At 65.5% G+C, this 25,017-nt stretch carries 23 protein-coding genes and 1 pseudogene; 13 read left to right on the forward strand and 11 right to left on the reverse strand.

Annotated elements, in window-relative coordinates; translation table 11 throughout:
• Positions 1-11 precede the first annotated feature (11 nt).
• Positions 12-797, forward strand: a complete 786-nt coding sequence (locus ACVILL_RS22720; protein ID WP_456731078.1) for an SDR family NAD(P)-dependent oxidoreductase — start codon at positions 12-14, stop codon at positions 795-797.
• Between the two features lie 228 nt (positions 798-1,025).
• On the opposite strand, the gene ACVILL_RS22725 is transcribed toward ACVILL_RS22720, so the two are convergent.
• Positions 1,026-1,838: an enoyl-CoA hydratase gene (locus tag ACVILL_RS22725; RefSeq protein ID WP_456731079.1), complete on the reverse strand. Its 813-nt coding sequence runs from the start codon at positions 1,836-1,838 to the stop codon at positions 1,026-1,028.
• A gap of 389 nt (positions 1,839-2,227) precedes the next feature.
• Here ACVILL_RS22725 and ACVILL_RS22730 point away from each other — a divergent pair, with 389 nt between their 5' ends.
• Positions 2,228-2,881, forward strand: a complete 654-nt coding sequence (locus tag ACVILL_RS22730; protein WP_456731080.1) for a PilZ domain-containing protein — start codon at positions 2,228-2,230, stop codon at positions 2,879-2,881.
• A 12-nt stretch (positions 2,882-2,893) separates the two neighbouring features.
• Here ACVILL_RS22730 and ACVILL_RS22735 read toward each other — a convergent pair whose 3' ends face one another.
• Complete coding sequence (locus ACVILL_RS22735; RefSeq protein WP_456731081.1) at positions 2,894-3,598, reverse strand: hypothetical protein; 705 nt, start codon at positions 3,596-3,598, stop codon at positions 2,894-2,896.
• 149 nt (positions 3,599-3,747) lie between these two features.
• Here ACVILL_RS22735 and ACVILL_RS22740 point away from each other — a divergent pair, with 149 nt between their 5' ends.
• The 4 genes from ACVILL_RS22740 to ACVILL_RS22755 all read left to right on the forward strand — a co-directional run bounded on the left by ACVILL_RS22740 (position 3,748) and on the right by ACVILL_RS22755 (position 8,586).
• Positions 3,748-4,368, forward strand: a complete 621-nt coding sequence (locus ACVILL_RS22740) for a class I SAM-dependent methyltransferase (RefSeq protein ID WP_456731082.1) — start codon at positions 3,748-3,750, stop codon at positions 4,366-4,368.
• Positions 4,369-4,392: 24 nt separating this feature from the next.
• Positions 4,393-4,803, forward strand: coding sequence for a DOPA 4,5-dioxygenase family protein (locus ACVILL_RS22745; protein ID WP_456731083.1), 411 nt, complete (start codon positions 4,393-4,395; stop codon positions 4,801-4,803).
• A gap of 146 nt (positions 4,804-4,949) precedes the next feature.
• Positions 4,950-7,331, forward strand: a complete 2,382-nt coding sequence (locus ACVILL_RS22750; protein WP_456731084.1) for a putative bifunctional diguanylate cyclase/phosphodiesterase — start codon at positions 4,950-4,952, stop codon at positions 7,329-7,331.
• A gap of 262 nt (positions 7,332-7,593) precedes the next feature.
• Positions 7,594-8,586, forward strand: a complete 993-nt coding sequence (locus tag ACVILL_RS22755; protein ID WP_456731085.1) for a DUF2778 domain-containing protein — start codon at positions 7,594-7,596, stop codon at positions 8,584-8,586.
• A 64-nt stretch (positions 8,587-8,650) separates the two neighbouring features.
• On the opposite strand, the gene ACVILL_RS22760 is transcribed toward ACVILL_RS22755, so the two are convergent.
• The 8 genes from ACVILL_RS22760 to ACVILL_RS22795 are packed head-to-tail and all read right to left on the reverse strand — an operon-like array spanning position 8,651 to position 15,362.
• Positions 8,651-9,694: a 5-methyltetrahydropteroyltriglutamate--homocysteine methyltransferase gene (locus ACVILL_RS22760; RefSeq protein ID WP_456731086.1), complete on the reverse strand. Its 1,044-nt coding sequence runs from the start codon at positions 9,692-9,694 to the stop codon at positions 8,651-8,653.
• 32 nt (positions 9,695-9,726) lie between these two features.
• The gene (locus ACVILL_RS22765; protein WP_456731087.1) at positions 9,727-10,596 is read right to left on the reverse strand and encodes a fumarylacetoacetate hydrolase family protein; all 870 of its coding nucleotides are present in this window, start codon (positions 10,594-10,596) and stop codon (positions 9,727-9,729) included.
• A gap of 6 nt (positions 10,597-10,602) precedes the next feature.
• Positions 10,603-11,262, reverse strand: coding sequence for a polysaccharide deacetylase family protein (locus ACVILL_RS22770; RefSeq protein WP_456731088.1), 660 nt, complete (start codon positions 11,260-11,262; stop codon positions 10,603-10,605).
• A 12-nt stretch (positions 11,263-11,274) separates the two neighbouring features.
• Complete coding sequence (locus tag ACVILL_RS22775) at positions 11,275-12,075, reverse strand: ABC transporter permease (RefSeq protein WP_456731089.1); 801 nt, start codon at positions 12,073-12,075, stop codon at positions 11,275-11,277.
• Positions 12,076-12,082: 7 nt separating this feature from the next.
• Positions 12,083-12,889: an ABC transporter ATP-binding protein gene (locus ACVILL_RS22780; RefSeq protein WP_456731090.1), complete on the reverse strand. Its 807-nt coding sequence runs from the start codon at positions 12,887-12,889 to the stop codon at positions 12,083-12,085.
• Positions 12,868-13,623 (reverse strand): ABC transporter permease, encoded by a 756-nt coding sequence (locus ACVILL_RS22785; protein WP_456731091.1) that lies wholly within the window; start codon positions 13,621-13,623, stop codon positions 12,868-12,870. The genes ACVILL_RS22780 and ACVILL_RS22785 overlap by 22 nt, the downstream gene beginning before the upstream one ends.
• Position 13,624: 1 nt before the next feature.
• Entirely contained in the window at positions 13,625-14,590 is a 966-nt protein-coding gene (locus tag ACVILL_RS22790) for an ABC transporter substrate-binding protein (RefSeq protein ID WP_456731092.1), read from the reverse strand.
• 58 nt (positions 14,591-14,648) lie between these two features.
• Complete coding sequence (locus ACVILL_RS22795; protein WP_456731093.1) at positions 14,649-15,362, reverse strand: GntR family transcriptional regulator; 714 nt, start codon at positions 15,360-15,362, stop codon at positions 14,649-14,651.
• Positions 15,363-15,553: 191 nt separating this feature from the next.
• Here ACVILL_RS22795 and ACVILL_RS22800 point away from each other — a divergent pair, with 191 nt between their 5' ends.
• From ACVILL_RS22800 to ACVILL_RS22810, 3 genes are read left to right on the forward strand one after another with little or no spacing between them, the layout of a single operon-like run.
• Positions 15,554-16,603, forward strand: a complete 1,050-nt coding sequence (locus tag ACVILL_RS22800) for an aromatic ring-hydroxylating dioxygenase subunit alpha (RefSeq protein ID WP_456731094.1) — start codon at positions 15,554-15,556, stop codon at positions 16,601-16,603.
• 5 nt (positions 16,604-16,608) lie between these two features.
• On the forward strand, positions 16,609-17,355 hold the full coding sequence (locus ACVILL_RS22805) for a GntR family transcriptional regulator (protein WP_456731095.1): 747 nt from the start codon (positions 16,609-16,611) through the stop codon (positions 17,353-17,355).
• 12 nt (positions 17,356-17,367) lie between these two features.
• On the forward strand, positions 17,368-18,348 hold the full coding sequence (locus tag ACVILL_RS22810) for a PDR/VanB family oxidoreductase (protein WP_456731096.1): 981 nt from the start codon (positions 17,368-17,370) through the stop codon (positions 18,346-18,348).
• Between the two features lie 14 nt (positions 18,349-18,362).
• Here the strand turns inward: ACVILL_RS22810 and ACVILL_RS22815 are convergent, their stop codons facing one another.
• The gene (locus ACVILL_RS22815) at positions 18,363-20,324 is read right to left on the reverse strand and encodes a putative bifunctional diguanylate cyclase/phosphodiesterase (RefSeq protein WP_456731097.1); all 1,962 of its coding nucleotides are present in this window, start codon (positions 20,322-20,324) and stop codon (positions 18,363-18,365) included.
• A 282-nt stretch (positions 20,325-20,606) separates the two neighbouring features.
• On the opposite strand from ACVILL_RS22815, the pseudogene ACVILL_RS22820 reads away from it, so the two are divergent.
• From ACVILL_RS22820 to ACVILL_RS22835, 4 genes and pseudogenes are all read left to right on the forward strand, one after another.
• Positions 20,607-20,708: pseudogene (locus ACVILL_RS22820) on the forward strand (hypothetical protein); the annotation flags it as partial.
• A gap of 448 nt (positions 20,709-21,156) precedes the next feature.
• The gene (locus ACVILL_RS22825; protein WP_456734337.1) at positions 21,157-21,603 is read left to right on the forward strand and encodes a VOC family protein; all 447 of its coding nucleotides are present in this window, start codon (positions 21,157-21,159) and stop codon (positions 21,601-21,603) included.
• A gap of 1 nt (position 21,604) precedes the next feature.
• Positions 21,605-23,194 carry a bifunctional 3-(3-hydroxy-phenyl)propionate/3-hydroxycinnamic acid hydroxylase MhpA gene (gene mhpA, locus ACVILL_RS22830; protein WP_456731098.1) on the forward strand — a complete coding sequence of 530 codons (1,590 nt, stop codon included), beginning with the start codon at positions 21,605-21,607 and terminating at the stop codon, positions 23,192-23,194.
• A 172-nt stretch (positions 23,195-23,366) separates the two neighbouring features.
• Positions 23,367-24,977 (forward strand): GMC family oxidoreductase, encoded by a 1,611-nt coding sequence (locus ACVILL_RS22835; protein ID WP_456731099.1) that lies wholly within the window; start codon positions 23,367-23,369, stop codon positions 24,975-24,977.
• Positions 24,978-25,017 lie beyond the last annotated feature (40 nt).

The raw sequence follows: 25,017 nt of genomic DNA on the forward strand, positions 1-25,017 counted from the left end.
GAGGCACTCCCATGAAGAATCCCGGCAAGGTCGTCGCCATCACCGGCGCGGCGCGCGGCATCGGCAAGGCCTGCGCTGCGCGCTTCCTGTCCGATGGCGCCAGGGTCGTCATCTCGGATGTCGATGCCGCCGGGCTGGTCCACACCGCCCAGGAACTCGGACATGACGATCGGTTGCGGGCCGTCGAAGCCGACGTCAGCAAGCGTGCCGATGTCGACCGCATCGTCGCTCACGCGGTGAAGGAGTTCGGCCGGCTCGACGTCATGGTCAACAACGCCGGCGTCGCGCGCAACCGCGATTTCCTCGATATCAGCGAGGCCGAGTTCGACGACGTCATGGGGATCAACCTCAAGGGCGCGTTCTTCGGCGTCCAGGCCGCGGCGCGCCAGATGATCGCGCAGGGCGGTGGCGGCGTCGTCGTCAACATGTCCTCGGTCAATGCGCTGCTCGCGATCCCCTCGCTTGCGACCTATGCGATGTCCAAGGGCGCGATGAAGCAGCTCACCTCGGTGGCCGCGGTAGCGCTGGCGCCGCACGGCATTCGCGTCGTGGCGGTCGGGCCGGGCACGATCCTGACCGAGATGGTGGCGACCGCGATCTTCTCGTCGGAGGACGCGCGGCGCAGCGTGCTGTCGCGCACGCCGGCCGGCCGCTGCGGCGAGCCGAGCGAGGTCGCCTCCGTCGTGGCATTCCTCGCCAGCGACGATGCCTCCTACATCACCGGCCAGACCATCTATCCGGACGGCGGGCGGCTGATCCTGAACTATACGGTTCCGATCAACGAACAGAGGAAGTAGGCAGGATCGTCGCGAGGGCGTTGAAGCTGTGCTTCCCTCCCGGCAGGGGCGCTTGGACGATTTCGGAATATTGGAAATGTATCTCTGATTTGCCCGACGTGTCAAGTTACCCTGTCGAACGCCGGCAGCCGCCGGCTCCTTTGCATGGGGTTGTTTTCGATATTTTGGCAAGCGCGCACCTGCGGCGGCAGGGCAGGGCCGCTGGCGGGGCGGGGCAAGACTGCCGCGCTACCGGCCCTTGAACTGCGGCTTGCGCTTTTCCATGAATGCGTTGCGGCCCTCGCGGAAATCCGCGCTGTCCATGCAGTCGATGCCGATCTGCTTGATCGCGGCCATGTCGCGATCGGCGGGATCCTTCAGTACCTGCGCGATGGTGATCTTGGCGGCCTTGATCGCCAGCGGCGCGTTGCCCGAAATCGTGCGCGCGATCTCCATGGTCGCATCCCACAGCTCGGCATCCGGCAGCACGCGATCGACGAGGCCGATCCGCAGCGCTTCCGCGGAGTCGATTCGCATGCCCGTGTACATGATCAGCCGCGCCCAGGACGGGCCGACCAGCGACACCAGATGACGCAAGCCGTCATAGCCATAGGCGATGCCGAGCTTGGCCGCGGGAATGCCGAACTGGCCGCTCGAGCCGGAGATCCGGATGTCGGTCAGCATCGCGACCTGCATGCCGCCGCCGAGGCAGAAGCCGCGGATGCAGGCGATGGTCGGCTTCGGGTAGTCGGCGAGCAAAGCGCGCTGGGCGGCGCTACGCCGCGAATATTCCTCGGAGGCTTCCGCGTTGTGGCGGGTCTTCTCGAACTGGCTGATATCGGCGCCCGACACGAAGGCCTTGTCGCCGGCGCCGACCAGGATGACGACGCGGACCGCCGGATCGTCGCGCAGCGCGGTCAGTGCCTCGCCGAGCCCTTCCCACATCTCCAGCGACATCGCATTGCGCTTGTCGGGGTTGTTGAAGGTGATGACGCCGACGCCGTCGACCACGCTTTGCAGGATCTTGCCGTCGGCAAGCGATTTGTCCGAGATGTTTGCCATATAGGTCCGCTCTGATGAGGTCCGCTCTGATTTTCCGCCAAGCTAGCATCCGGCCGGAAGCCGAGGCAGGCGGTTTGGAGCACGGCCCGATTGCACCGGCGTGCGACAACTCTCCCGGTAGTTGTACGGCTCGCAAAATAAACTGCCGCGCAAGGGTTGCGCCATAGAGTGCGCCGCCGCGCTCCGTCCCGGCTTAACGTTTTCCTAGTTTTTCGACGGTACGACCGTACGTACCTGCGCGCCAGGAGCATTCCGCGACGCGCTGGGATGCGTGTCGCAGCCATCCGCTGCCATCGCGTCGGTAGCGGACGTCCCCCCACCGGACCGGCAAGGACGCCGGTCAACCCCCGACCTCCGTGTATTCACATCGCCTCGGGCGAGGTTCAGTCGTGTCTGTCGAAAAGTTTCTCAAGCAACGCGCAGTCAGGATCACGGTCAACGGCAGCTACACGTTGCCGAACTGGTATGACGCGCAGGGCAAGCTGCGCACCTTCGCCTGCCGGACCACGCGCGTGTCGCCGTTCCGCATGATCGTGGACGTGCCTGTCGTCGGCAAGATCGGCGACCGGCTAACCTCGTATTTCGAGGAGTTCGGCAAGTTCGACGGCTGCATCACCGACACGATGAGCGGCAGTTTCCTGCTCGAGCTCGAGATGACGCATGCGATGCGCGAGAAGTTCGCCGACAAGCTGACCTGGATCGAGAAGAAGCAGAAGGATCCGAGCATCCGCGAGGCCCGCAACAACCCGCGCTTCGTTCCGGTCGCACCGCATGCCATGCTGACGCTGGCGGACGGCACCATGCAGAGCTGCTTCATCATCGACATGTCGCTGTCGGGCGCGGCGGTGTCGTCCGAGGTGCAGCCGCCGGTCGGCATGCCGCTTGCGATCGGCGCCTGCGTCGGGCGCGTGGTCCGGCATCTGCCGAACGGCTTCGCCATCAAATTCGTCGAAACCTACAAGCAGAGCGAGCTGGCCCGCTTGATCGCGCGCAAGTCCAAGGAATTGCAGTCGGTGTCCGCCGACGTAGACCCCGTTGCCTGACCACGAGCTTTCCTACGTCAGCTGTTCCGGATCGTCGGCTCTGCGCATGCGCGCGATATTTTCTTCGGTTGCTGCCGTGCCGGCTGCCGCGATCGCGATCTCCCGCGCCAGATTGGTGCATTCGGCCCATAGCAGGAAGAACACCAGTGGCGGCCGCTCGCGCGCCTCCAGCAGCTGCCGGCAGCGATCCGCGGCGCCGTCGAGTGCCCACCACTGCCGGGCGACCACCATGACCTTGCGGAAGGCCCGCAGCCTGCCGGAGAATTTCTGCGGATCTGCATTCACGATGGAACCGCAATGGTTGAGCCAGTTCAAACCGGCGTAGATCGCGATGCCGTAATCCTCGATCGCGGTGCCCGTGAAGTCGACGACGGTCTTGTCGTGCGCGCGTTGACGCAGGAAGGCATCGATCATCTCGGCCTGGCGCGATGGATCGGCCAGCAACGAAGTGTCTTGCCGCGGCACCATCGGGACATAGCGCATCGCCTCGAGCCGCGTGTGCTCCCAGATCGCGCGGTCGTCGCCCAGCAGATCGCCAGACCGGCGCTTGCAGGCCGGATAGACCAGCACGCCGTTGTCGGCGAGATCGAGATAGCGCGGCACTACCTTGTCGAGCGCGGCGAGAAACGCCAATGGGTCGGTGAGGCCGCGCAAATCGCTGGCGGCGTCCTCCGCAGGTGCAGGCTTGTTGACGCGTGTCCAGCCGAAATTGGCCATCCCCGGACGCCTCGATCTCAACCTGTCCGTCAGGTTAGTTGGAAAATGCGGCGATGCAAATGCGGCATTTGCGGTTGCGCGGCCGCTGCCGGTTGACGCGGGAAACCGCCGCGCCTAGCTCATGGTTAAACCTTTCGGGATCGATCGCCATGACTGCTTCTGATCGCCATTCGCATTGGCAGACCGTCTATCAGACCAAGGGCGAGCAGCAGGTGAGCTGGTCGCAGGCCGATCCGCAGCCATCGCTGCGCCTGATCGAATCCGTCGTGCCCGGCCGCGACGCATCGATCATCGATATCGGGGGCGGGGCCTCGCGCCTCGTCGATGCGCTGCTGACGCGCGGCTTCCACGATCTCACGGTGCTCGATCTCTCCGAAGCTGCGCTGGCAAGCGCGCGGCAGCGGATCGGAGCGACGGGCGCAGCCGTGCGCTGGGTCGCTGCCGACGCGACGATCTGGCAGCCGCAGCAGGCCTTCGACGTCTGGCATGATCGCGCGGCGTTTCACTTTCTGGTCGAGGAGAAGGATCGCGCGGCCTATATCGAGAGGCTGCATCGCGGTGTCAGGGCAGGCGGACATGCCGTGATCGGTACCTTCGCGCTGGACGGTCCGGAGAAATGCAGCGGTCTGCCGGTGCAGCGCTATGATCCCGCAACGCTTAGCCGGACCATTGGTCCGGGATTCGAGCTGATCGCCGGGGAGCAGCATCGGCATGTCACGCCCTGGGGCGCGACGCAGTCGTTCCAGTTCAGCGTGCTGCGGCGCAGCTGACCGGTCGCAGAAGGAGAGGGTGAGATGACGGACGCGCCACGGACGATCGGCGAGATCGCGAGCTACCACGCCCATGTCTACTACGATCCTGCAACCAGCCGGGGCGAGGCGGAGCGGCTGCGCAACTGGATGGGCGAGCGCTTCCTGGTCACGCTCGGGCGCTGGCACGACGTCAAGGTCGGCCCGCACGACCAGGCGATGTATCAGGTGGCGTTCGCGGCCGAGCTGTTTCCGACGCTGGTGCCGTGGCTGATGCTGAACCATGGCAGCTTGAGCATCCTGGTGCATCCCAACACGACCAATCCGCGTCGCGATCATCGCGACGATCCGCTCTGGATCGGCACACCGCTGGCCGTCCATGTCGACAAGCTGCCGGATGAGGCCGAGATGGAGCAGGCGCCGGCGCCGAACACGTCGCCGACCTTGCGTCCCTGAACGTCGCGATCCAGGTTGTCCGATGCGTAAAGTTTGACGCAATTGTGCTAGAGGCAAGTCGGTTCAAACTCATGGCGTTTTGCAACGTGAGGTTAAGTCACGGTTCCTAGGCTCGGCCGATCATTTTAGGTCAGGGCGCATTGGGCATGTTCTTTTCATTTCGGAGCTGGTCGCTGTGGCGGGTGGTGGGGCCGCTGCTGGCGATCGTCCTGCTGCTGGGCGGTCTGTCGGCCGGCAGCCTGCAGGTGATGTCCGCGGTGCGCGCCTATGTGGCAGGCGAGAGCCTTTGGTCCAAGGGGCAGAAGGACGCCATTCATTATCTTCAAACCTATGTCAGTACCGGCGCGCCGCTCTATCTGCAGAAATTCGATGCCGCGATCGCAGTGCCGCTGGCCGATCGCACGGCGCGGCGCGCGCTGGAAGCGCCCGGCAACAACGACGCAGTGGCCCGCGAAGGTTTCGCCAGAGCCGGCAATCATGATGACGACATCGGCGGCCTGATCTGGCTGTTCAAGTATTTCCGCACGATGCACCACGTGGCCGGCGCGGTGACGGCATGGCGCAATTCGGATGCGCTGCTCGATCAGCTGATCGAGATCAGGAACGAGGCCGCGAACGACGTCGCGCTGCATGATCCGTCGGCTGCGACCATCAGGCACTGGGCCGAGCGGATCGGCGCGGTCGACGCCGCGTTGAGCACGCTTGCCGTCGATTTCTCGGATGAATTGGGCAAGGCGTCGCGCCAGGTCTCCGCGCTGCTGCTGCTGGTCAATCTCGTGATCGCGGGCTGCCTTGCCGGCATCGTGCTGGTCCATACGCGGCGGATGCTGTGGCGGCGCTGGCTTGCCGAGACTGCACTCGCCGTCGAGAAGGAGCGCGCTCAGCTCACGCTGGCCTCGATCGGCGACGCCGTGATCGTGACCACGCAGGACGATCGCGTCGGCTACATGAACGCCGCCGCGCAACGGCTGATCGCGTCGGGGCAGGATGTGACCGGATGGCAGCTTTCGTCGCTGTTCAGCATTGCCGAGCAGCCGGTGCGCGGGTCGTTCCAGAGCGCGGATGCCGATGACGACAGCCGGCCGCAGCAGCGGCTGCTGGTGCGGCCGGATCATTCCAGCGTGCCGGTCTCTGTGGTCGAGACCCCGATCGTGCATGAAGGCGAGCCGGCCGGCCGCGTCATGATCATTCACGACATGACCGCCGAGCGGCGGCTGGTCGAGGAACTGGCCTGGGCCGCCTCCCATGATGCGCTCACCGGCCTTGCCAACCGGCGGCAGTTCGAGTTCGAGCTGCACAAGGCGATGTCGGGCGCGGAGGGAATCGGCGCCGACCTGATGCTGATCGACCTCGATCAGTTCAAGATCGTCAACGACACCTGCGGCCACGTGGCGGGCGACCGGTTGCTGAAGCAGATCGCGCGGCTGCTGGCGGCCGAGGTCGGCGACAGCGGGCTGGTCGCGCGGCTCGGCGGCGACGAGTTCGGCATCCTGCTGCGCGACGACGGCTCCGCCACGCATGACGTCGCTGCCGACGTCGCGGAGCGGATCAGGGCGGTGGTCGAGCAGTCGAGTTTCGTCCATGAGGGCTCGAGCTTCCGGATCAGCACGAGCATCGGCCTAGTCGCGCTGGCCGATAGCGCCGGAGTGCAGGATGCGCTGCGGCTTGCCGACGTCGCCTGTTTCCTCGCCAAGGACAAGGGACGCAACCGCGTCCAGGAGCATCGTCCGTCCGACACCGGCATGGCGGTGCGCGTCGCGGAGATGAGCTGGGTCAATCGCATCCGCAAGGGATTGGACGAGGGACGCTTCTGCCTCTACGAGCAGGAAATCCGCCCGATCAACGGCGCGCTGAAGGGCCGCGACCGGCGCGAACTGCTGCTGCGCCTGCGCGACGAGAGCGGCGCCCTGGTGCCGCCCGGCAGCTTCCTGCCCGCCGCCGAGCGCTACGGGCTGATGCCGCTGATCGATCGCTGGGTGGTTCGCCGCGCCTTCGAGATCATCGCCGAGCGCAAGCACCATCCGCGCAAGATTGCGAGCTACGCCATCAATCTCTCCGGCGCCACCATCGGTGATGGCGACTTCGTCGACTTCGTCGCCGAGTTGTTCGCGCAGCATGACATCTCGCCGGCCCTGGTGTGTTTCGAGATCACCGAGACCAGCGCGATCTCCAATCTCGACGAGGCGCAGAAGTTCATCGCGCGGTTGCGCGACATCGGCTGCAGCTTCTCGCTCGACGATTTCGGCACCGGCATGTCCTCGATCGCCTATCTGAAGCATCTGCCGGTCGACATCATCAAGATCGACGGTTCGTTCGTGAAGGAGATCCTGAACAGCAAGGTCGATCGCGCGATGGTCGAGATGATCACCAAGACCGCGAAGATCATGCAGAAGCAGGTGGTCGCGGAATTCGTCGAGAGCCTCGCGATCCTGGACGAATTGCGCGTGATCGGGGTCGACTACGCCCAGGGATACGCGATCGGGAAGCCGGTTCCGGTCCTCACCCTCTGGGAAGAAAAGATCGCCTGAGTCGCCGAAATTGTCCCGAATCGGGACTTTTTTGGACGTTTCGGCCCTCCTCGGACTGATTCTCTGGCACTTTCGATCCGAAAAACGTTTAAAAAACTTGTCGTTGCCCGCTTCGTCTCGATTATGCCTTACTCTAATTCCCTGATATGATGAGCGATCGGTGAATCCCACGTGGGCCGGGCAACAGGCCCCAGAGCACCGAACTTGGGGATGGATGGGTCAACGAACGACGAAAGCTGCCGGGCGTAGGTCAAGCCGCGGCATGTCTCTGGTGGGCAGCACGGCGTTTGCCGTGAGCGCGCTTGCGATATCGTCTGGCCTTGCTGCCTGGATGGTCGGCATCGACCCCACCGCATGGCTGCATGGACCGGCATTCGCCAACACCACCGCCTCGTTGAACTTCGACGATCGCTTCGGCTCCCGCTCCACCATCAATACGTCCTCACTCTACTATCCACTGCGCCGCGGGTTCCGTTCGAGCCGCGGCGATTTCAATTCCGAGTTCGGTCAGATCGAGGACGCGCTGGCCGGCCAGCTGCGCGACACGCAGACCGACCTGCCGACCACCAGCCAGGCGGCGACGGCATCCGTCGCCGCCACGACCACGGCGACGACAACCACGGTGCCGATGCCGCGGTCGCGGCCGGCCGAGGCCAATCTGCTTGCACGGAACGATCAGCCGCCACCGCCGCAGGCGCCGGTGCAGCAGGGCGACAACCGGACGTTCTTCCAGAAGATCGCCGACATGATGCCGGGCAAGCTGCAGCTGGCCTCGCTCGATCCGAATGACGGCTTGCTGTCCGGTCCGAGCCCCAATCTGGGCGCCCTCGGCTATGACAGCACCACGGCGGTCTACGACATTACCGGCCGCATCGTGTACATGCCCGACGGCACCAAGTTCGAGGCGCATTCCGGCCTCGGCAATCTGCTCGACGATCCGGCGCATGTGAAAGCCCGCAACGCAGGCGCGACGCCGCCCGGCATCTATGAGATGAAGCCGCGCGAGAAGCTGTTCCACGGCGTGCCCGCGCTGCGCATGACCCCGGTCGACGGCAGCGAGACCTTCGGGCGCGTCGGCCTGCTGGTCCACAGCTACATGCTCGGGCCGAACGGCGACTCCAACGGCTGCATCTCGGTCAAGCACTACGACCGGTTCCTGCAGGCCTACCGCAACGGTACCGTCAAGCGGATCGCTGTCGTGATCAGCATCAAGGACACGCAATCGGCCTCGAGCCGTTCGGCGTCGAACTCGTAGGCCGAGAGGCCGGTCGCCGGCAGCGCTGGCGACCGATCTTGCCGTGCCCGGGCGGCGAGGGCGGTTAGCCGATCTCTTTCCTGACCGTCGCGGCGGCCTCACACATCGCCTTCAACTTTCCGAATGCGGTCTGGCGCGGCATGTATTTCATGCCGCAGTCCGGCGCGACCAGCAGCCGCTCCGCCGGCACGTGCTTCAGGCCGTTGCGAATGCGATCGGCGACGACGGAGACGGATTCGATCCCGGGATCTCCGAGGTCGAGCACGCCCAGCATGATCTTCTTCGATGACAGATCCCTGAGCACGCCGAGATCGAGCTTCGGCTGTGCCGCCTCGATCGAGATCTGGTCGGCGACGGTATCGTCGAGCTCGGCGAGGAAGGAGTAGCCGGCCGGCTTGGTCGAACCCGGCACCACTGCGGCATAGCCGAAGCAGAGATGCACCACGGTCGGGATCGTGATGCCCTGCAGCGCGCGATTGATCGCCTTCACGGCATAGCGCTTCGCCAGATCCGGATTGTTGCGCACCCAGGGCTCATCGAGCTGGATGACGTCGGCACCGGCCCTCTCGAGATCGAGTGCCTCGGCATTGACGGCTTCCGCGAAGGCCATCGCGAGCTCCTCGTCATCCTTGTAGAACTCGTTCTTGGCCTGCTGGCTCATCGTGAACGGGCCGGGCAGGGTGATCTTGGCGGCGCGATCGGTATTCTTGCGCAGGAACTGCATGTCGTGCAGTTCCACCGGACCTCTGCGCTTCACCGGGCCCACCACGCGCGGCACCGGCGTCTGCGTGTTGCCGGTGCGTGCGGTGATCATTGCGGGATTGTCGGCATCGACACCCTCAAGGGCGGTGGAGAACCGGTTGGAGTAGCTCTCGCGGCGGATCTCGCCATCGGTCACGATGTCGATGCCGGCGCGCTCCATGTCGCGGATCGCGACGATCGTCGCGTCGTCCTGGGATTCCTCGAGATGCTCGGCCGGCAGGCGCCACATCGCATGCATGCGGGTGCGCGGCACCGACTTCGACAGCATGGCGCGATCGACCAGCCATTCCGGCTGCGGGTAACTGCCGACGACGGTGGTCGGCAGCAGGTGCCTGGGCAGGTTCATGACGTCCTCCTTCTTGTTGTTGCGCGGCCCGATCAGGCCGCACGCGTTGCGGTTGCCGCGGCTTCGTCCTTGACCGGGTTGCGCAGCACGCCGATGCCGGAAACCTCGACCTCGACGACGTCGCCGTCCTTCATCCACAGCGGCGGCGTGCGATAGGCGCCGACGCCGCCGGTGGTGCCGGTGACGATGACGTCGCCCGGCACGAGCTCGGTGAAGGTCGAGCAATAGGCGATCAGGGTCGCGACGTCGAACACGAGATCCGAGATCGGCGCGGCCTGCACCTCGACGCCGTTGAGGCGGGTCGCGATATGCTGCTTGCTGATGTCGGGCAGTTCGTCTGATGTCACCATCCACGGCCCGAAGCCGCCGGTGCCGACGAAATTCTTGCCGGGCGCGAATTGCGAGGTGTGGCGCTGCCAGTCGCGGATGCTGCCGTCATTGTAGCAGGCATAGCCGGCGACATGGCCGAGCGCGGCCTCGCGCGGGATGCGGCGGCCAGCTTTGCCGATGATGACCGCCAATTCGCCTTCATAGTCGAAGCGCTCGGATTCCAGCGGCCGGATCATCGGCTGCCCGGCGCCGACCTGGCTGTTGGCGAAGCGGGTGAAGATCATCGGATGCGGCGGCGTCGGATGGCCGCTCTCGGCTAGATGCGTCGCATAGTTGACGCCGATGCAGAAGATCTTGTCGGGGTCGGGCACGGTCGGCAGCAGCACGATGTCCTTCAGCGCGTGATCGGCGTTCTCGCCTTGCAGCTTCTTCACATCATCCAGCGAACCGCTCGTCAGCAGCGCCTTCAACGTCGGGTACGCTTTCAGCCGCTTGCCGGCGTCGATCACGCCGGCATCAGTCACGATGCCGTAGCTTGCGGTGCCCGCCGCCTTGAAACTTGCGATCTTCATGGTCTCTCACTCACTCTCTTCAATGGAGGAAACATAGTCCCGGATGGGAAGCGCGATCTTGCCGTCGCGCATCGGAACGCATTGCGGCAGAAAATCCTGGCGGAAGCGGGCGCCGTTTGCGCCGGCGCGATCGAGGAAGCGGTCGAGATGCGCCATTGCACCGGTCGGCAGGTCGTGCAGCACCAATAGCGTCCATGGTTGCGCGCGGCATTGATCGAGCGCGCGCTCGGTCCAGCCGTCAGGATCGTCCCAGTCGCGCGGGACCGCGTTCCAGAGCACGCAGCTGTGCTTGTTGTGCGAGAGATAATCGACCACGGAGGGTTTCAGCAGCCGGTCGTCTAGATTGCCGCCGCCGCCAAACGGTCGGAACCAGCGGCTCGGATGGGCGAGGTCGCCGATCGCAGCTTGCGTGCGGCCGATCTCGCGCTCTGCCGTGTCCGCGGCGGGCTGCTGCCCGAGCGGGACGCTGTGCGTATAGGTATGATTACCGATCCAGTGGCCTTCGTCATGCGCACGTACGGCGAGGCGGCGGCGTGCGGGATCGCCGAGCTTCCCGCCGATCACGAAGAACGTGGTCTTGATGCCGCGCTCGCCCAGGACGTCGAGCACAAACGGCGTCACGTCGGGCTCGGGTCCATTGTCGAACGTCAAGGTCAGGTCGAACACGTCGCGATCCCCTTACGTGGCCGGCTGCATCGCACCGGAGCCGACCTCGTCGGCGGCGCCCTGGCCGGCGCGCGTTCCGGTCTGCCAGATCGCGGCCTTGCGCTCGACCCAGCGGATCGCCGTGCTGAAGGCGATCGCCATGAACAACACCAGCAGCACGCCGGCGAACACGTGCGGGCTGTCGAGAATGGTGCGGTAGCGCGAGATCAGATAGCCGATCCCGGCCGAGGAAATCAGCATCTCCGAGACCACTACGCCGACAATGACGAGCGCCCCGCCGATCCGCAGTCCCGACAGCACGGTCGGGATCGCCGCGGGGATGATGACGCGGACCAGCCGCTGGCTCAGCGTCGCGCCCATGCTGCGGGCGGCGAGCAGCAGTTGCGGATCGATGGTCTGGATTCCGGCGGCGGTCGCCAGCATGGTGGGCAGTAAGCCGTAGATCGAGGCGAAGGCGATTTTGGATTCCGCGCCGATCCCGAGCCAGACCGTGAACACCGGATAGAGGATCACGAGCGGCACCGCATAGAGGCTCGAGACCATCGGCATGATCAGGAGACGCGGCCTTGGCAGGCTGCCAACGACCGCGCCGAGCAAGATGCCGCCGCCACAGGCGAATGCCATCGAAACCGCGACTTCGTAAAGCGTCACCGCGAGTGCGTGACCATATTCGGCGGCTTCATTCCAGCCGGCGAGCAGGGTGGAGGACAACGACGGCAGGAACAGTTCCGGGATCAGGCCGGTGCGCGGCAACAGCTCCCATAGCACGAGTAGGCCGATGACGATCAGATGACGAAGTGTTTTCGCGCTCATCGCCGTCTCACGCCGATTTGCGGATGTGCCGCCAGATGCGGTCGCGCAGCGCGCCGAAAGCATCTCCGCTCAGCATCTCGTAGGTCCGCGGCCGCGGCAGCGTGACCTGCAACTGATCGACAATGCGGCCGGGCCGCGGCGACATCACGACGACGTCGTCGGCAAGATAGACCGCCTCGGTCAGGCTGTGGGTGACGAACACGACGGTCTTGCCGGTCGCGGCCCAGATGCGCAGCAACTCGTCGCCCATCGTCATGCGGGTCTGCTCGTCGAGCGCGGCAAACGGCTCGTCCATCAACAGCACCGGCGGATCCTGCACCAGGCCGCGCGCGATCGAGACGCGCTGCTTCATGCCGCCCGACAGCTCGTGCGGGTGCCGCTTGCCGAAACCTTCGAGGCCGACCAGCTTGAGGGCGTCCTGCGCCTTGGCCCGCCGCTCGGCCTTGGCGACGCTGCGCAGCGCCAGCGGAAACTCGACATTGTCCTCGGCGGTCAGCCACGGAAACAGGCTTGCTTCCTGGAACACGACGCCGACGCGGTTCGGGTCCGGCTGCGGGATCGGCGCACCGTTGATGGTGATGGTGCCCGAGGTCTGCGCGCGCAGGCCGGCCATCATCATCAGGAGCGTGGACTTGCCGCAGCCGCTCGGGCCGACCAGCACGACGAAGCGCCCCGGCTTGATGTCGAGCGAGACGTCTTCCAGCGCGACGACGTCCTGGGACCTGGTCCGGAAGACCTGGCCGGCATTCCTGACCTCGATTGCGCCGGCGCGCGGCGGAGGCTTCAACGGTGTCACGTTCGCCAATGGCTGCATCGTGTTTCCACCCATCTGATGAGTTCATTGAAGATCATGGCGATCGCGGCGACCATCACGACGCCGGCGAGCAGCTGCTTCATCTGGAAGTTCTCGCCCCAGGTCGCGATCTGGTGACCGATGCCGTCGCGCGAGGCGTACATCTCGGCGAGGATCACGCCGGTGAGGTTGAAGATCATCGAAATCCGCAGCGCTTCCAGCAGTATCGGCAGCATGCTCGGCAGATAGACGCGGAACGCGGTCTGCGCGCGCGTGGCGCCGTAGGAGCGGGCCACCGTCAGGTGTTCGACTTTGACCGATTCCACGGCCGTCGTGGTCGACATGATCACGATGAAGATCGTCGAGAAGAAGCCGAAGCCGACCTTCTGGGCGAAGCCGACCCCGAACACCAGGATGAACATCGGCAGGAAGATCGATTTCGGGATGCTGAAGGCGAAGAACAGCAGCGGCTTTGCGACATCGGCAAAATAGCGGTTCTCCGCGATCAGGAAGCCGATCAGCGCGCCCATCGGCACCGCGAGCGCGAAGGCGGTCAGCACCTCGGTCGCGGTCACCATGAGGTCGGTCCGGACGCTCGACCGTTGCAGGAGGTCGCCGAGCGTCACGAGGGTGTCCGATGCCGACGGCAGCAGGCGCGGATTGACGAGCCCGGTCCGCGACAGCGCCTCCCACAGCGCGAAGATCGCGATCACGATCGCGACCCGCGCGAGCTTGATGGTGAGGGTGGCCTGCATCTTACGGCTTGGTCGGCACTGGCTTGAATTTTGTGGAGATCACGTCCTCGACCGGAACGATGTCCTTCAATCCGCCGAGTTTTGCCAGATCGAGCGACAACTGCACCGCCGCCGGCACATTGGCCGCGCCCATATTGCCGTCGGTCTCGAGCTTCATGATCGTGCTGTCGTATTCCATCGCAGCGATCTCGGCCGGCATCTCGTAGAGGTCGGCAATCAGCTTCACGGTGACGTCGCGGTTGGCGCGCATGAATTGCACGGCGCCATAGAGCGCGTTGACGGCCTTCTGCACCACCTCGGGCTTGGCCTCGGCGAATTTGTCGAGCACGATCCAGCCCGCGGTGAGGTTCGGCGGCGCTGCGGTCGCATAATCGAGGATGGTCTTCGCTTCGCCCGATTTGGCGACCTGGAAGCTGAGCGGTGAATAGACCACGGCGGCATCGACGTTGCCGGCGAGCAGGTTCGGCACCAGGCCGCCGCCGCCGACCGGCACGCGGGTGAAGTCGATCTTCCTGTCCTGGATGGTCCAGAGCGCGAGCAGGTCGGAGCCGGAGCCTGCTGCGGTGATCCCGACCTTCTTGCCGTTGAGATCCTTGACCTCGAGCGTCGACTTGGCCGGGACCATCAATTGCCAGCCGAAATTGCCCATCGCCGCATTGGCGACGATCCGCGACATCACACCCTTCTTGCGGCCGGCTGATACCAGCGACGGCGGATCGAGGATGATGTCGGCGGCGCCTGCCGCCATGCCCTCGAAGGTCTCGGCGCCGCTGCGGTAGATGGTCAGTTCGGCCTTGATGCCTTCCTTCTCGAACAGTTTCTGACGTACCGCGGTCTCTGCGATCGTCGTCGGCCAATAGGTCTTGGTGGGCAGGCCCACGCGGATTGTCTCTGCGGCGAAGGCGGGACCGGCCAGCAAGGTGGTGGCGATCAGGGTTGCCAGCGCGCGGCGGCGCGTGATGTTCATGGTTCTGTTTCTCCCGGATATCGATTGTTGTTATTTTCCGCGCCTGGCGCGCCGTCGATCAGGTCGTGCCGTTGACCTCCGCTATGCGCGGAGCAGCGAGCTCGACGAATTCCTTGGTGATACCGAAGTGCTTTGACAATGCGCGAACTGCCGCATCCGCATCGCGCGCCAAAACGGCGTCCACAATCGCGGCGTGCTCGGCTTCGACGTCGCGGGTCCTGCCGACCTCGCGGCGGATCGAAAGCCGCCGATAGCGCTCGCTCTGCTCATGCAGCACGTCGCGGAAACCGAGCAGCCATTGCGAACCGCAGGCATTGACCAGCGCGCGATGGAAGATGCGATGACGGGCCACCCATTCCTCGTAGTGCACGGTTGGATCGTCGGGGTAGCGATAGGGGACGGCCTTCAGCGCTTCCCAGGCCGCCGCGACCGAGGACCGCCAAGTCTCGTCGCCGCGCTCGATCGAGCGCCGGATCGCGAGCCCCTCGATGTCGATCCGCGTCTGCGTGACGTCGGCGAGATCGGCGAGCGAGACCGGGCAAACGCGAAAGCCGCGCTGGTCGGAGGCTTGCACCAGGCCGTCGGCCACCAATCGCGACAACGCCTCGCGGACGGCGGCGAGGCTGACCGAGAACTGCTTGGCGAGGCCAGCAATGTGCAGCTTCTGGCCGGGAAGCAGCCGGGTCGACAGGATGTCGGCCCGCAGCCGCTCCTGAACCGCCGATGTCAGGCTTCGCGGCCCTGCGCCGGCCAAGCCCTCGCGAAAACTCAACCCGATGTTCATGGCCGGGCAGACTGGCTGACCGCGTTGTCGTCGTCAATCGAAAATCGATTTTCCAGTTGTTGACGCATTTGTATACCGAAGGTTAGGCTATTCGGGACGGTGTATCCAATTTACTTATAGATTTTCCTGTACGGAGGCGATTTCTGTATACAAAGAGAATGCAGAGTAGGGAGAAGCTCATGCCAAAGCCCTTTCCAATGAACGCGTGGTACGCGGCGGGCTGGGACGCCGAGATCAAGCACGCGCTGTTGCCGCGGACGATCTGCGGCAAGCACGTCGTGATGTACCGGAAGGGCGACGGCGAGGTGGCGGCGCTCGAGGATGCCTGCTGGCATCGCCTGGTGCCGCTGTCCAAGGGGCGGCTCCACGGCGACACCGTGGTCTGCGGCTATCACGGCCTGAAATACAATGCGCAGGGCCGCTGCACGTTCATGCCGTCGCAGGAGACGATCAATCCGTCGGCCTGCGTGCGCGCCTATCCGGTCGTTGAGCGCCACCGCTTCATCTGGCTCTGGATGGGCGATCCCGCGCTCGCCGATCCCGCGTTGGTGCCCGACATGCACTGGAACCACGATCCGGCTTGGGCCGGCGACGGCAAGACCATTCACGTCAAATGCGACTATCGACTCGTCGTCGACAATCTAATGGACCTGACCCACGAGACCTTCGTGCACGGCTCGAGCATCGGCAACGACGCGGTCGCCGAAGCGCCGTTCGACGTCACCCATGGCGAGAAGACCGTCACCGTCACGCGCTGGATGAAGGGCATCGAGGCGCCGCCGTTCTGGGCCAGGCAATTGCAGAAGCCGGGCCCGGTCGATCGCTGGCAGATCATCCGCTTCGAGGCGCCGTGCACCGTCAATATCGACGTCGGCGTCGCGCCGGCCGGATCGGGCGCGCCGGAGGGCGATCGCTCGCAGGGCGTCAACGGCTATGTGCTCAACACCATCACGCCGGAGACCGAGAAGACCTGCCATTACTTCTGGGCCTTCGTCCGCAACCACCGCATCACCGAGCAGCGCCTGACTACCGAAATCCGCGACGGCGTCGCCGGCATCTTTCACGAGGACGAGATCATCCTGGAAGCGCAGCAGCGCGCGATGGACGAGAATCCGGATCGCGTGTTCTACAATCTCCACATCGACGCCGGCGCGATGTGGGCGCGGCGCGTCATCGACCGCATGGTGGCGAAGGAAGATCCGCCGCAGCGGCTGCAGGCAGCGGAGTAAGAGGCATGGCGGACCGCGAGGCCGATCGCTCCGTGTCGCAGACCGTGCGGGCGCAGCTTGCGCTGCGCGACCTCGTGCTCTCCGGCCGCCTGCGGCCGGGCGAGCGCATCTCCGAGTTGCAGGCGGTCGAGATCACCGGGGTGTCGCGCACGCCGGTGCGGATGGCGCTGGTGCGGCTGGAGGAGGAAGGCCTGCTGGAGGCGATCCCGTCCGGCGGCTTCATGGTGAAGGCGTTTTCCGAGCGCGACATTCTCGATTCGATCGAGCTGCGGGGCACGCTGGAGGGGCTGGCGGCGCGCTTTGCCGCCGAACGCGGCGTGTCGTCGCGCGATCTCGAACCGCTGAAGCAATGCCTCGACGAGATCGACGGCCTGGTGCGGCAGGACCCGATCTCCGTCGAAGCGTTTTCGTCCTATGTCGCGCTCAACGCACGCTTCCATGCGCTGCTGACCGAACTGTCGCGCAGTCCGCCGCTGATCCGGCAGATCGATCGCGCCTCGGCGCTGCCGTTCGCCTCGCCGAGCGCCTTCGTGATGGCGCAATCGGCGCTGCCGGAGGCGCGCCAGATATTGCTGATCGCGCAGGATCATCATCGCGTGGTGGTCGACGCCATCGAGAACCGCGAGGGCGCGCGCGCCGAGGCTGTTATGCGCGAGCATGCCCGGCTTGCGGCGCGCAATCTGCGGCTGGCGCTGCGCAACCGCACCCATCTCGATCTGTTGCCGGCGCTGGCGCTGATCACATCAGGCTGAACGGAGCGCGCCATGCGATTCATCGAGACCTGGACGTCGGCGACGCTGCTCGCGACCCGCGACCTCACGCCCGGCATCCGCGAATTGCTGCTGCGGCCCGACAATTTCTCGGGCGCGCTTTATCCGGTCGGCAGCCATATCGATGTCGGCGTCACCATCGACGGCCGGCCGCAGGTCAGGTCCTATTCGCTGGTCGGCGAAGCCGGTCCGGAAGGTTATCGGATCGCGGTGCGGTGTACGCCGGATTCCCGCGGCGGCTCGCGCTACATGTGGTCGCTCGCGCCGGGCGCGCGGCTCAAGATCACGCAGCCCGCCTCGCTGGTGCAACTCGACTGGACGCGGCGGCAGTTCTGCCTGATCGCGGGCGGCGTCGGCATCACGCCGATTGTCGGCGCGGCGCAGGCGCTGGCCCGCCGCGACGCCGGCGTTGTGCTGCACTATGCGGTGCGAACGCGCGGCGATGCAGCGTACCTCGATACGCTCGAACAACTGCTCGGCGACCGTCTCGTCCTCCATGCTGGTGACGAGGGCAGGCGGCTCGACCTCGCGCGCGTCTTCGCAAGCCTACCGCAGGGGACCATGACGCTGTTCTGCGGCCCGATGCGGATGCTCGATGCAGCGCGACGGGCCTGGGAAGCCTCCGGGCGCCCGATGACCGACTTGCGCTACGAGACCTTCGGATCGAGCGGGTTGCTGCCGACCGAAGCGTTCCGCGTGCGGTTGAGGGACGAGGGGACCGAGTTCGTGATCCCGCGCGATCGCTCGATGCTGGACGTGCTCAACGAAGCCGGCCATGAGGTGATGAGCGACTGCCGGCGCGGCGAATGCGGGGTCTGCGCGCTCGACGTGGTCGATGTCGACGGCGAGATCGACCATCGCGACGTTTTCTTCAGCGACCATCAGAAGCGGGAGAGCCGCAAGATCTGCGCGTGCGTGTCGCGCGCCCGCGGCACCATCACGGTCGACACCCTGCATCGCGCCGACGCGCTCTGACGCGCGCGGACCTGCTACGCGGCGTGCACCGAGTGCCGCGGATCGTGATCGAGCAGCGCGGCAATCTCGCCGGCCGACATCGGCCGGCCGATCAGATAGCCTTGAACCTCGTCGCAGCTGGTCTGGCGCAGATATTCGAGCTGATCCGCGGTCTCGACGCCTTCGGCCACCACGCCGATCTGCAGGTCCTGCGCGAGCCCGATCACCGATTTGACGATCGCGGCGCAATCCGGCTGGCTTAGCATGTCCCGGATGAAGGACTGATCGATCTTGATGCGGCTGAACGGCAGCTTGCGCAGATAGGTCAACGACGAGAAGCCGGTGCCGAAATCGTCGAGCGCGACCGTCAGCCCGAGCTCGAGCAGCCCGTTGAGGATCGCGGGTGCCGAGCCGTATTTCGAGATCAGCATCGACTCGGTGATCTCGATCTCGAGCCGGTTCGGCGCGACATTCGCCTCGGCCAGCGCGTCGACGATGGTCTGCAGGATGCCCACGTTCTGGAACTGGACCGCGGAGAAATTCACCGCGATCCTGATGTCGTCCGGCCAGCGCGACAGCATCGCGCAGGCATGGCGGATCACCCACTCGCCGAGCTGGTGGATCAGCCCGCTCTCCTCGGCGATCGGGATGAAGATACTGGGCGGGATCAGGCCGCGCGTCGGATGCTGCCAGCGCAGCAGCGCCTCGAAGCCGGTGACGCGGCCTGTGCGGATGTCGAGGAACGGCTGGTAGACCAGAAACAGCTGGTCCGCCTCGATGGCCTGTTCCAGATCGCGCTGCAGGGCGCGGCGGTCGCGCGCCGATTGGTCGTCGCTCGCCTCGAAGAAGCAGATCGTGCCGGGGCCGGATTTCTTCGCCCGGTAGAGCGCGATGTCGACATGCTTGAGCAGGTCGTGGGACGTGCTGCCGTCCCGCGGCGCCAGCACGATGCCGATGCTGATCGTCCTGACGACCTCGAGCCCGTCGATCGTGAACGGGTCGGCAAAGGTCGCGACGAATCGTTCGGCGATCGCAAACGCATCCTCGGGTCGCGTCAGATTGGACATGATCAGCGCGAACTCGTCGCCGCCGATCCGCGCGACATGCTCGGCCGCGCGCGTGCAGCGCTGCAACCGGGCCGCGACCTGCACCAGGAACTCGTCGCCTGCCGGATGGCCGAACCTGTCGTTGATCTCCTTGAAGCGATCGAGATCGAGCAGCAGCACGGCGAATTCCTCGCCCGAGCGCGACAGGCGGTTCAGCGCGCCGTTGAGCGCCTCGTTGAAGGCGACGCGGTTCGGCAGATGCGTCAGCGGATCCTGCCGCACCGTCCGTTCGGCCTCGTGCTGGGCGATGATCCGCCGCCTGAACTCGAATGCGTTGACGAACACGCCGCGCAGGAGCACCGAGCCGTAGACCACGACCAGCACGGCCATCAGGAGATAGACGAAGTCGCCGTCCCGGCCGAGGCAGATCGCCGTGCCGACGAAGATCGGCGCGGTGAACGCGATCGCGGCGATCGGAATCGTGGAGAAGGCGAAGGCGCCGCCCGCCAGCATGCCGGCGCAAAGACAGGTGATCACCAATTGCGCGCCGCTCGATGCGTTCGCGAAGAAGGCGACCGGGACGACGCCCCAGGCGGTCCCCAGCGCCAGCGCATTGCGCACCAGCCGGTACATGGTTCGGCGCGAGACGAATTGCGGCTTGGCGATGCGGCGCGATGCGCGCGCCTGCAGGCCGAAGAACAGCGCCGCGCTGCTCACGGCGGCCGCCCACACCAGCGCAAAGGCCCAGTCCGGCGATTGCCATAGCGCGACCGCGAGCACCAGCGCGTTGCAGGCATTGGCCAGCATGATGCCGAAGGAATAGCCGAGCACGAGCGAAACCTGCTCGGCGCGGATGTGGCCGGCAAGCGCTTCATCGGTCGGTGGCGCACCGAAGGCCGCGAGGTCGCCCGCGAACAGGGTCGCGAAATATGATCTGAGATAGGTACGCATCTCACTACGTTGCCTGCGCGTCACTCGCCTGCGCGGTTTGGCGATGGCGCAGTGACGAAGAATTCTCTGCAAACCTTTGACAAAATATGAACTATTGGAACGGACCGTGCCGCGGCGGGCGTGTGTTCCGGTTCCACCGGCGGGCATTGCTAACAAATCGATACAAATGCGTGACGGGACGTCACTGACCGGCAAAGCCTGCCCAGCGCGGCCCTGCTTGATCGCCCGCCAGTTTTTCGCAAAGAGTCGGGTTCCCGCGAGCGGCAAAACCAGAAGGTGCGCATGAGCCTCCCGACCACGAACCACGATCCCGGGTTTCGTATCACACGGGCCAGCCATGTCGTCCTCACCGTCCGTAATCTCGCGGCGAGCCGGCAGTTCTACGAAAAGGTGATCGGACTGATCCTGACCGCGGAGGAGGGCGAGGCGCTGTATTTCCGCGGCGTCGAGGAGGCCTGTCATCACAGCCTCGTGTTGCGCAAGGGCGAAGGCGCCGTCTGCGCACGGCTCGGCCTGCGGGTGTTTAGGGACGACGACCTCGACCGGCTCAAGGCCTTCTTCGAGGCGCATGGCTGCCGCGCCGCGTGGGCCGAGGTTCCACATCAGGGCCGCACGCTGCATGCGACCGATCCGGCCGGCACGCCGCTGGAGTTCTGCGCGACCATGCCGGTCGAGCCGCGCATGATCACCCAATTCACCCGCCATGCCGGCGGCTCGGCGCTGCGGCTCGATCATTATCAGGTGCTGACGCCAGAGGTGCGCAAGGCGTGCGAGTTCTACACCGCGGCGGGCTTCCGGCTCAGCGAATATATCGCGCCCGTCGGCACCTTCGATCTGCGCGGCGCGTTCCTGCAGCGCAAGGGCAATCCGCACGACATCGTGTTCTTCAACGGCGCCGGACCGGCGGCTGCATCATTTCGCGTTCCTCGCGCCCGAGATCCATCATTTGCTGAACGCCTGCGATCTCGCCGGCGAGCTCGGCTATGGCGCCGCCGTCGAACGCGGCCCGGGGCGGCATGGGCCCGGACACGCGATGTATGTCTACATGCGCGATCCCGACGGGCATCGCGTCGAGCTGTTCAACACGCACTACCAGATCATGGATATCGAGAACGAGCCGATCGGCTGGGACCCGTCCGACCACAAGATCTCGTTTCCATGGGGACTGCCGGCGCGGCAGGCCTGGTTCGAGGAGGCGACGCCGTTTGCCGATGTTGCGATCCGCGAGCCGCAGGTGAAGCCGAAACCGCTGACGCTCGAGAGCTACCTCGCGAAGTAGCATGGCATTGTCAGCGGCAACCCCCATCCATGATGTGGCCGTCGTCGGTCTCGGGCCGGTCGGCGCGATCTTCGCCAATCTGCTCGCAAAGGACGGCTTGCGCGTCGCTGTCGTCGAGCGCGTTGCCGAGATCTACGACAAGCCGCGCGCGATCACGCTCGACCACGAGGCGCTGCGCGTGCTGCAGGCGATCGGGCTCGGCGACTTCATGGAGCAGGCGATCGCGCCGCATAACGGCTCGCACTATCTCGGCGTCGACGGCGAGATCATCAAGATCTTCGACCCGATGCCGCCACCGTTCCCGCTCGGCTGGATCCCGAACGTCACCTTCGTGCAGCCGGACGTCGAGCGGGCGCTGCGCGACAAGCTCGCCGACTATTCGGGCGCGGACGTTTTCCTTGCTGCCGCCGGCGTGGCGCTGGAGCAGGACGACGGCATGGTGACGCTGACTGCGCGGCGCGAGCGAGGTGAGGAGTTCCTGATCCGCGCGCGCTATCTGGTCGGCTGCGACGGCGCCAACAGCTTTGTGCGCAAGCAGCTCGACATTGGTCTCGAAGATCTCGCCTTCGATGAATGGTGGATGGTGGTGGATACGCTGACCAGCGATCCCGCCAAGCGACCGGCCAGGAGTTTCCAGTATTGCTGGCCGACGCGTCCGGGCACCTTCGTGCCAGGCCCGCGCAACCTGCGGCGCTGGGAGATCAAGCTGCTGCCCGGCGAGGATCCGGAGGCGGCCGGCGCGCCTGATAACGTCGTGAAGCTGCTCAAGGGCTTCACCGATACTTCCGACCTCACCATCTGGCGCTCGGCGGTCTATCGCTTCCACGCGCTGCTCGGGCAGCGCTGGCGCGACCGCCGCGTGCTGCTGATGGGGGACGCCGTGCACCAGACACCGCCGTTCCTCGGGCAAGGGCTGTGTGCCGGCATCCGCGATGCGGTCAACCTTGCCTGGAAGCTCCGCCTGGTGCTGCGTGGCGATGCCGACGAGACGCTGCTCGACAGCTACGAGATCGAGCGCAAGCCGCATGTCCGCGCCGTCGTCGCCAGCGCCAAGGAGTTCGGCAAGATCATCGGCGAGCTCGATCCGGACGCTGCCGCCGCACGCGACGCGCGGCTGCGCGCCGATCTGATGGCCGGCAAGGCAGAAACCATCAGGCAGAAATTCATCCCCGATCTCGTCTCAGGGCTTATTGCGCGCGATACCGGTCTTGCCGGGCGGCTGTTCGTGCAGCCGCATGTGCGCGCGCCGGACGGGCGGACATGCCGGCTCGACGATCTGCTGAAACCGGAATTTGCGATCGTGACGGCGGCGGCCGAGCCGATGGCGTGGCTGTCGGATGCGTGCTGTGCCGCCTGGCAGCATCTCGCCGGCGAGCGCGTCGTCATCGCGACATCTGGTGCAAGTTCTGATGCAAGCGGTATCCTGAGCGTGGTCGAGCGCGACGGTCTGTTCGCCGACTGGATGCGGCAACATGGCGCCGCGGCCGTGATCGTGCGGCCTGATCGCTACGTGTTCGGTGCGGCCGGGAACGCCGACGAGCTCAATATGCTTGTCGGGCAACTGCTCCAGAACCTCAGCGCATGGCACTAGAGCGTTTTCGAGCGAAGTGGACACCGGTTCGCGTGAAGAAATCGCGTCAAAACAAAAAGCTAGAGCTCCGTTCCGATCAAATCGGAATGGAGCTCTAGCCTTTTCAAGCCGCCGCTTTGTCTGTACCACCGGAAGAAAGACATTCCGGAAAAAGACTTGTCGGGGGAAACCAGTGAACAACAATGATGCGGCCGAGTTCGATTACGTCATCGTCGGCGCCGGCTCGGCCGGCTGCGTGCTCGCCAATCGCCTGAGCGCCGACGGCAAGCACTCGGTGCTGCTGCTCGAGGCCGGGCCGAAGGACACCAACATCTGGATCCATGTGCCGCTCGGCTACGGCAAGCTGTTCAAGGAAAAATCCGTCAACTGGATGTACCAGACCGAGCCCGAGCCCGGCCTGAACGGGCGGCAGGTGTTCCAGCCGCGCGGAAAAGTGCTCGGCGGCTCGAGCTCGATCAACGGCCTGCTCTATGTGCGCGGCCAGCATCAGGACTATGACCGCTGGCGGCAGCGCGGCAACGCCGGCTGGGGCTATGACGACGTGCTGCCGTATTTCCGGAAGGCGGAGGATCAGCAGCGCGGCGGCGACAAATATCACGGCGCCGGCGGACCGCTGCCGGTATCGGACTGGCGGCATCACGATCCGCTGTCGGAAGCCTTCGTTCATGCCGCGGCCGAGGTCGGCATTCCCACCAATCCGGATTTCAACGGCGCCAGCCAGGAGGGCGCGGGCTTCTTCCAGACCACGACGCGGCGTGGCCGGCGCGCCTCGACGGCGCGGTCCTATCTGCGGCCGGCGCTGAGGCGCGGCAATCTGCATGTCGAGACCTCGGCGCTGGCGCAGCGCATCCTGTTCGACGGCATCCGCGCGAGCGGCGTCGCCTACAAGCGGGACGGGCAATTGCGCAAGGCGAGGGCGCGCAAGGAGGTGCTGGTGTCGAGCGGCGCGTACAACTCGCCGCAATTGCTGCAGCTCTCCGGCGTCGGGCCGGCCGATCTCTTGAAGCAGCACGGCATCGAGATCGTGCTCGATGCGCCGGGCGTCGGCAACGATTTGCAGGATCACATGCAGGTGCGCATCGTCACCCGCTGCGCGCAGACCGTCACGCTGAACGACGTCATCAACAATCCGGTGCGCCGCGTGATGGCCGGCCTGCGCTATGCAGCGCTGCGCAAGGGACCGCTGACGATCGCCGCCGGCACGTCGGGTGCGTTCTTCAAGACCAGCCCGCGGCTGGCGTCGCCCGACATCCAGATCCACTTCCTGCCGTTCTCGACCGACAGGATGGGCGAGAAGCTGCATCCGTTCCCGGGCTTCACGGCATCGGTCTGCCAGCTGCGCCCGGAGAGCCGCGGCTCGCTGAAGATCAGGAGCGCGGACCCCAGCGTGCCGCCGGAAATCCGCATCAATTATCTCGCGACCGAGACCGACCGCCGCGCCTTCATCGACGGCATCCGCATCCTGCGCAAGATTTTGGCCGCACCGGCGCTGAAGTCATATTCGGTCGGCGAAGTCGATCCCGGCGCCAAGGTGGTCAGCGACGACGATCTGCTCGATTTCTGCCGCCGCACCGGCAGCACGGTCTATCATCCCACCTCGACCTGCCGAATGGGCAACGATGCGCTCGCGGTCGTCGACCAGCGGCTCAAGGTGCGCGGCATCGATGGCCTGCGCGTGGTCGATGCCTCCGTCATGCCGGACCTGATGTCGGGCAACACCAACGCGCCGACGATCATGATCGCGGAAAAGGCCGCGGACATGATTTTGGAGGACGCAAGGTAACATCTCGACCCGTAATCCTGAGGTGCAAGCGGAGCGAGCC

This window comes from Bradyrhizobium sp. USDA 3364, assembly GCF_054056355.1.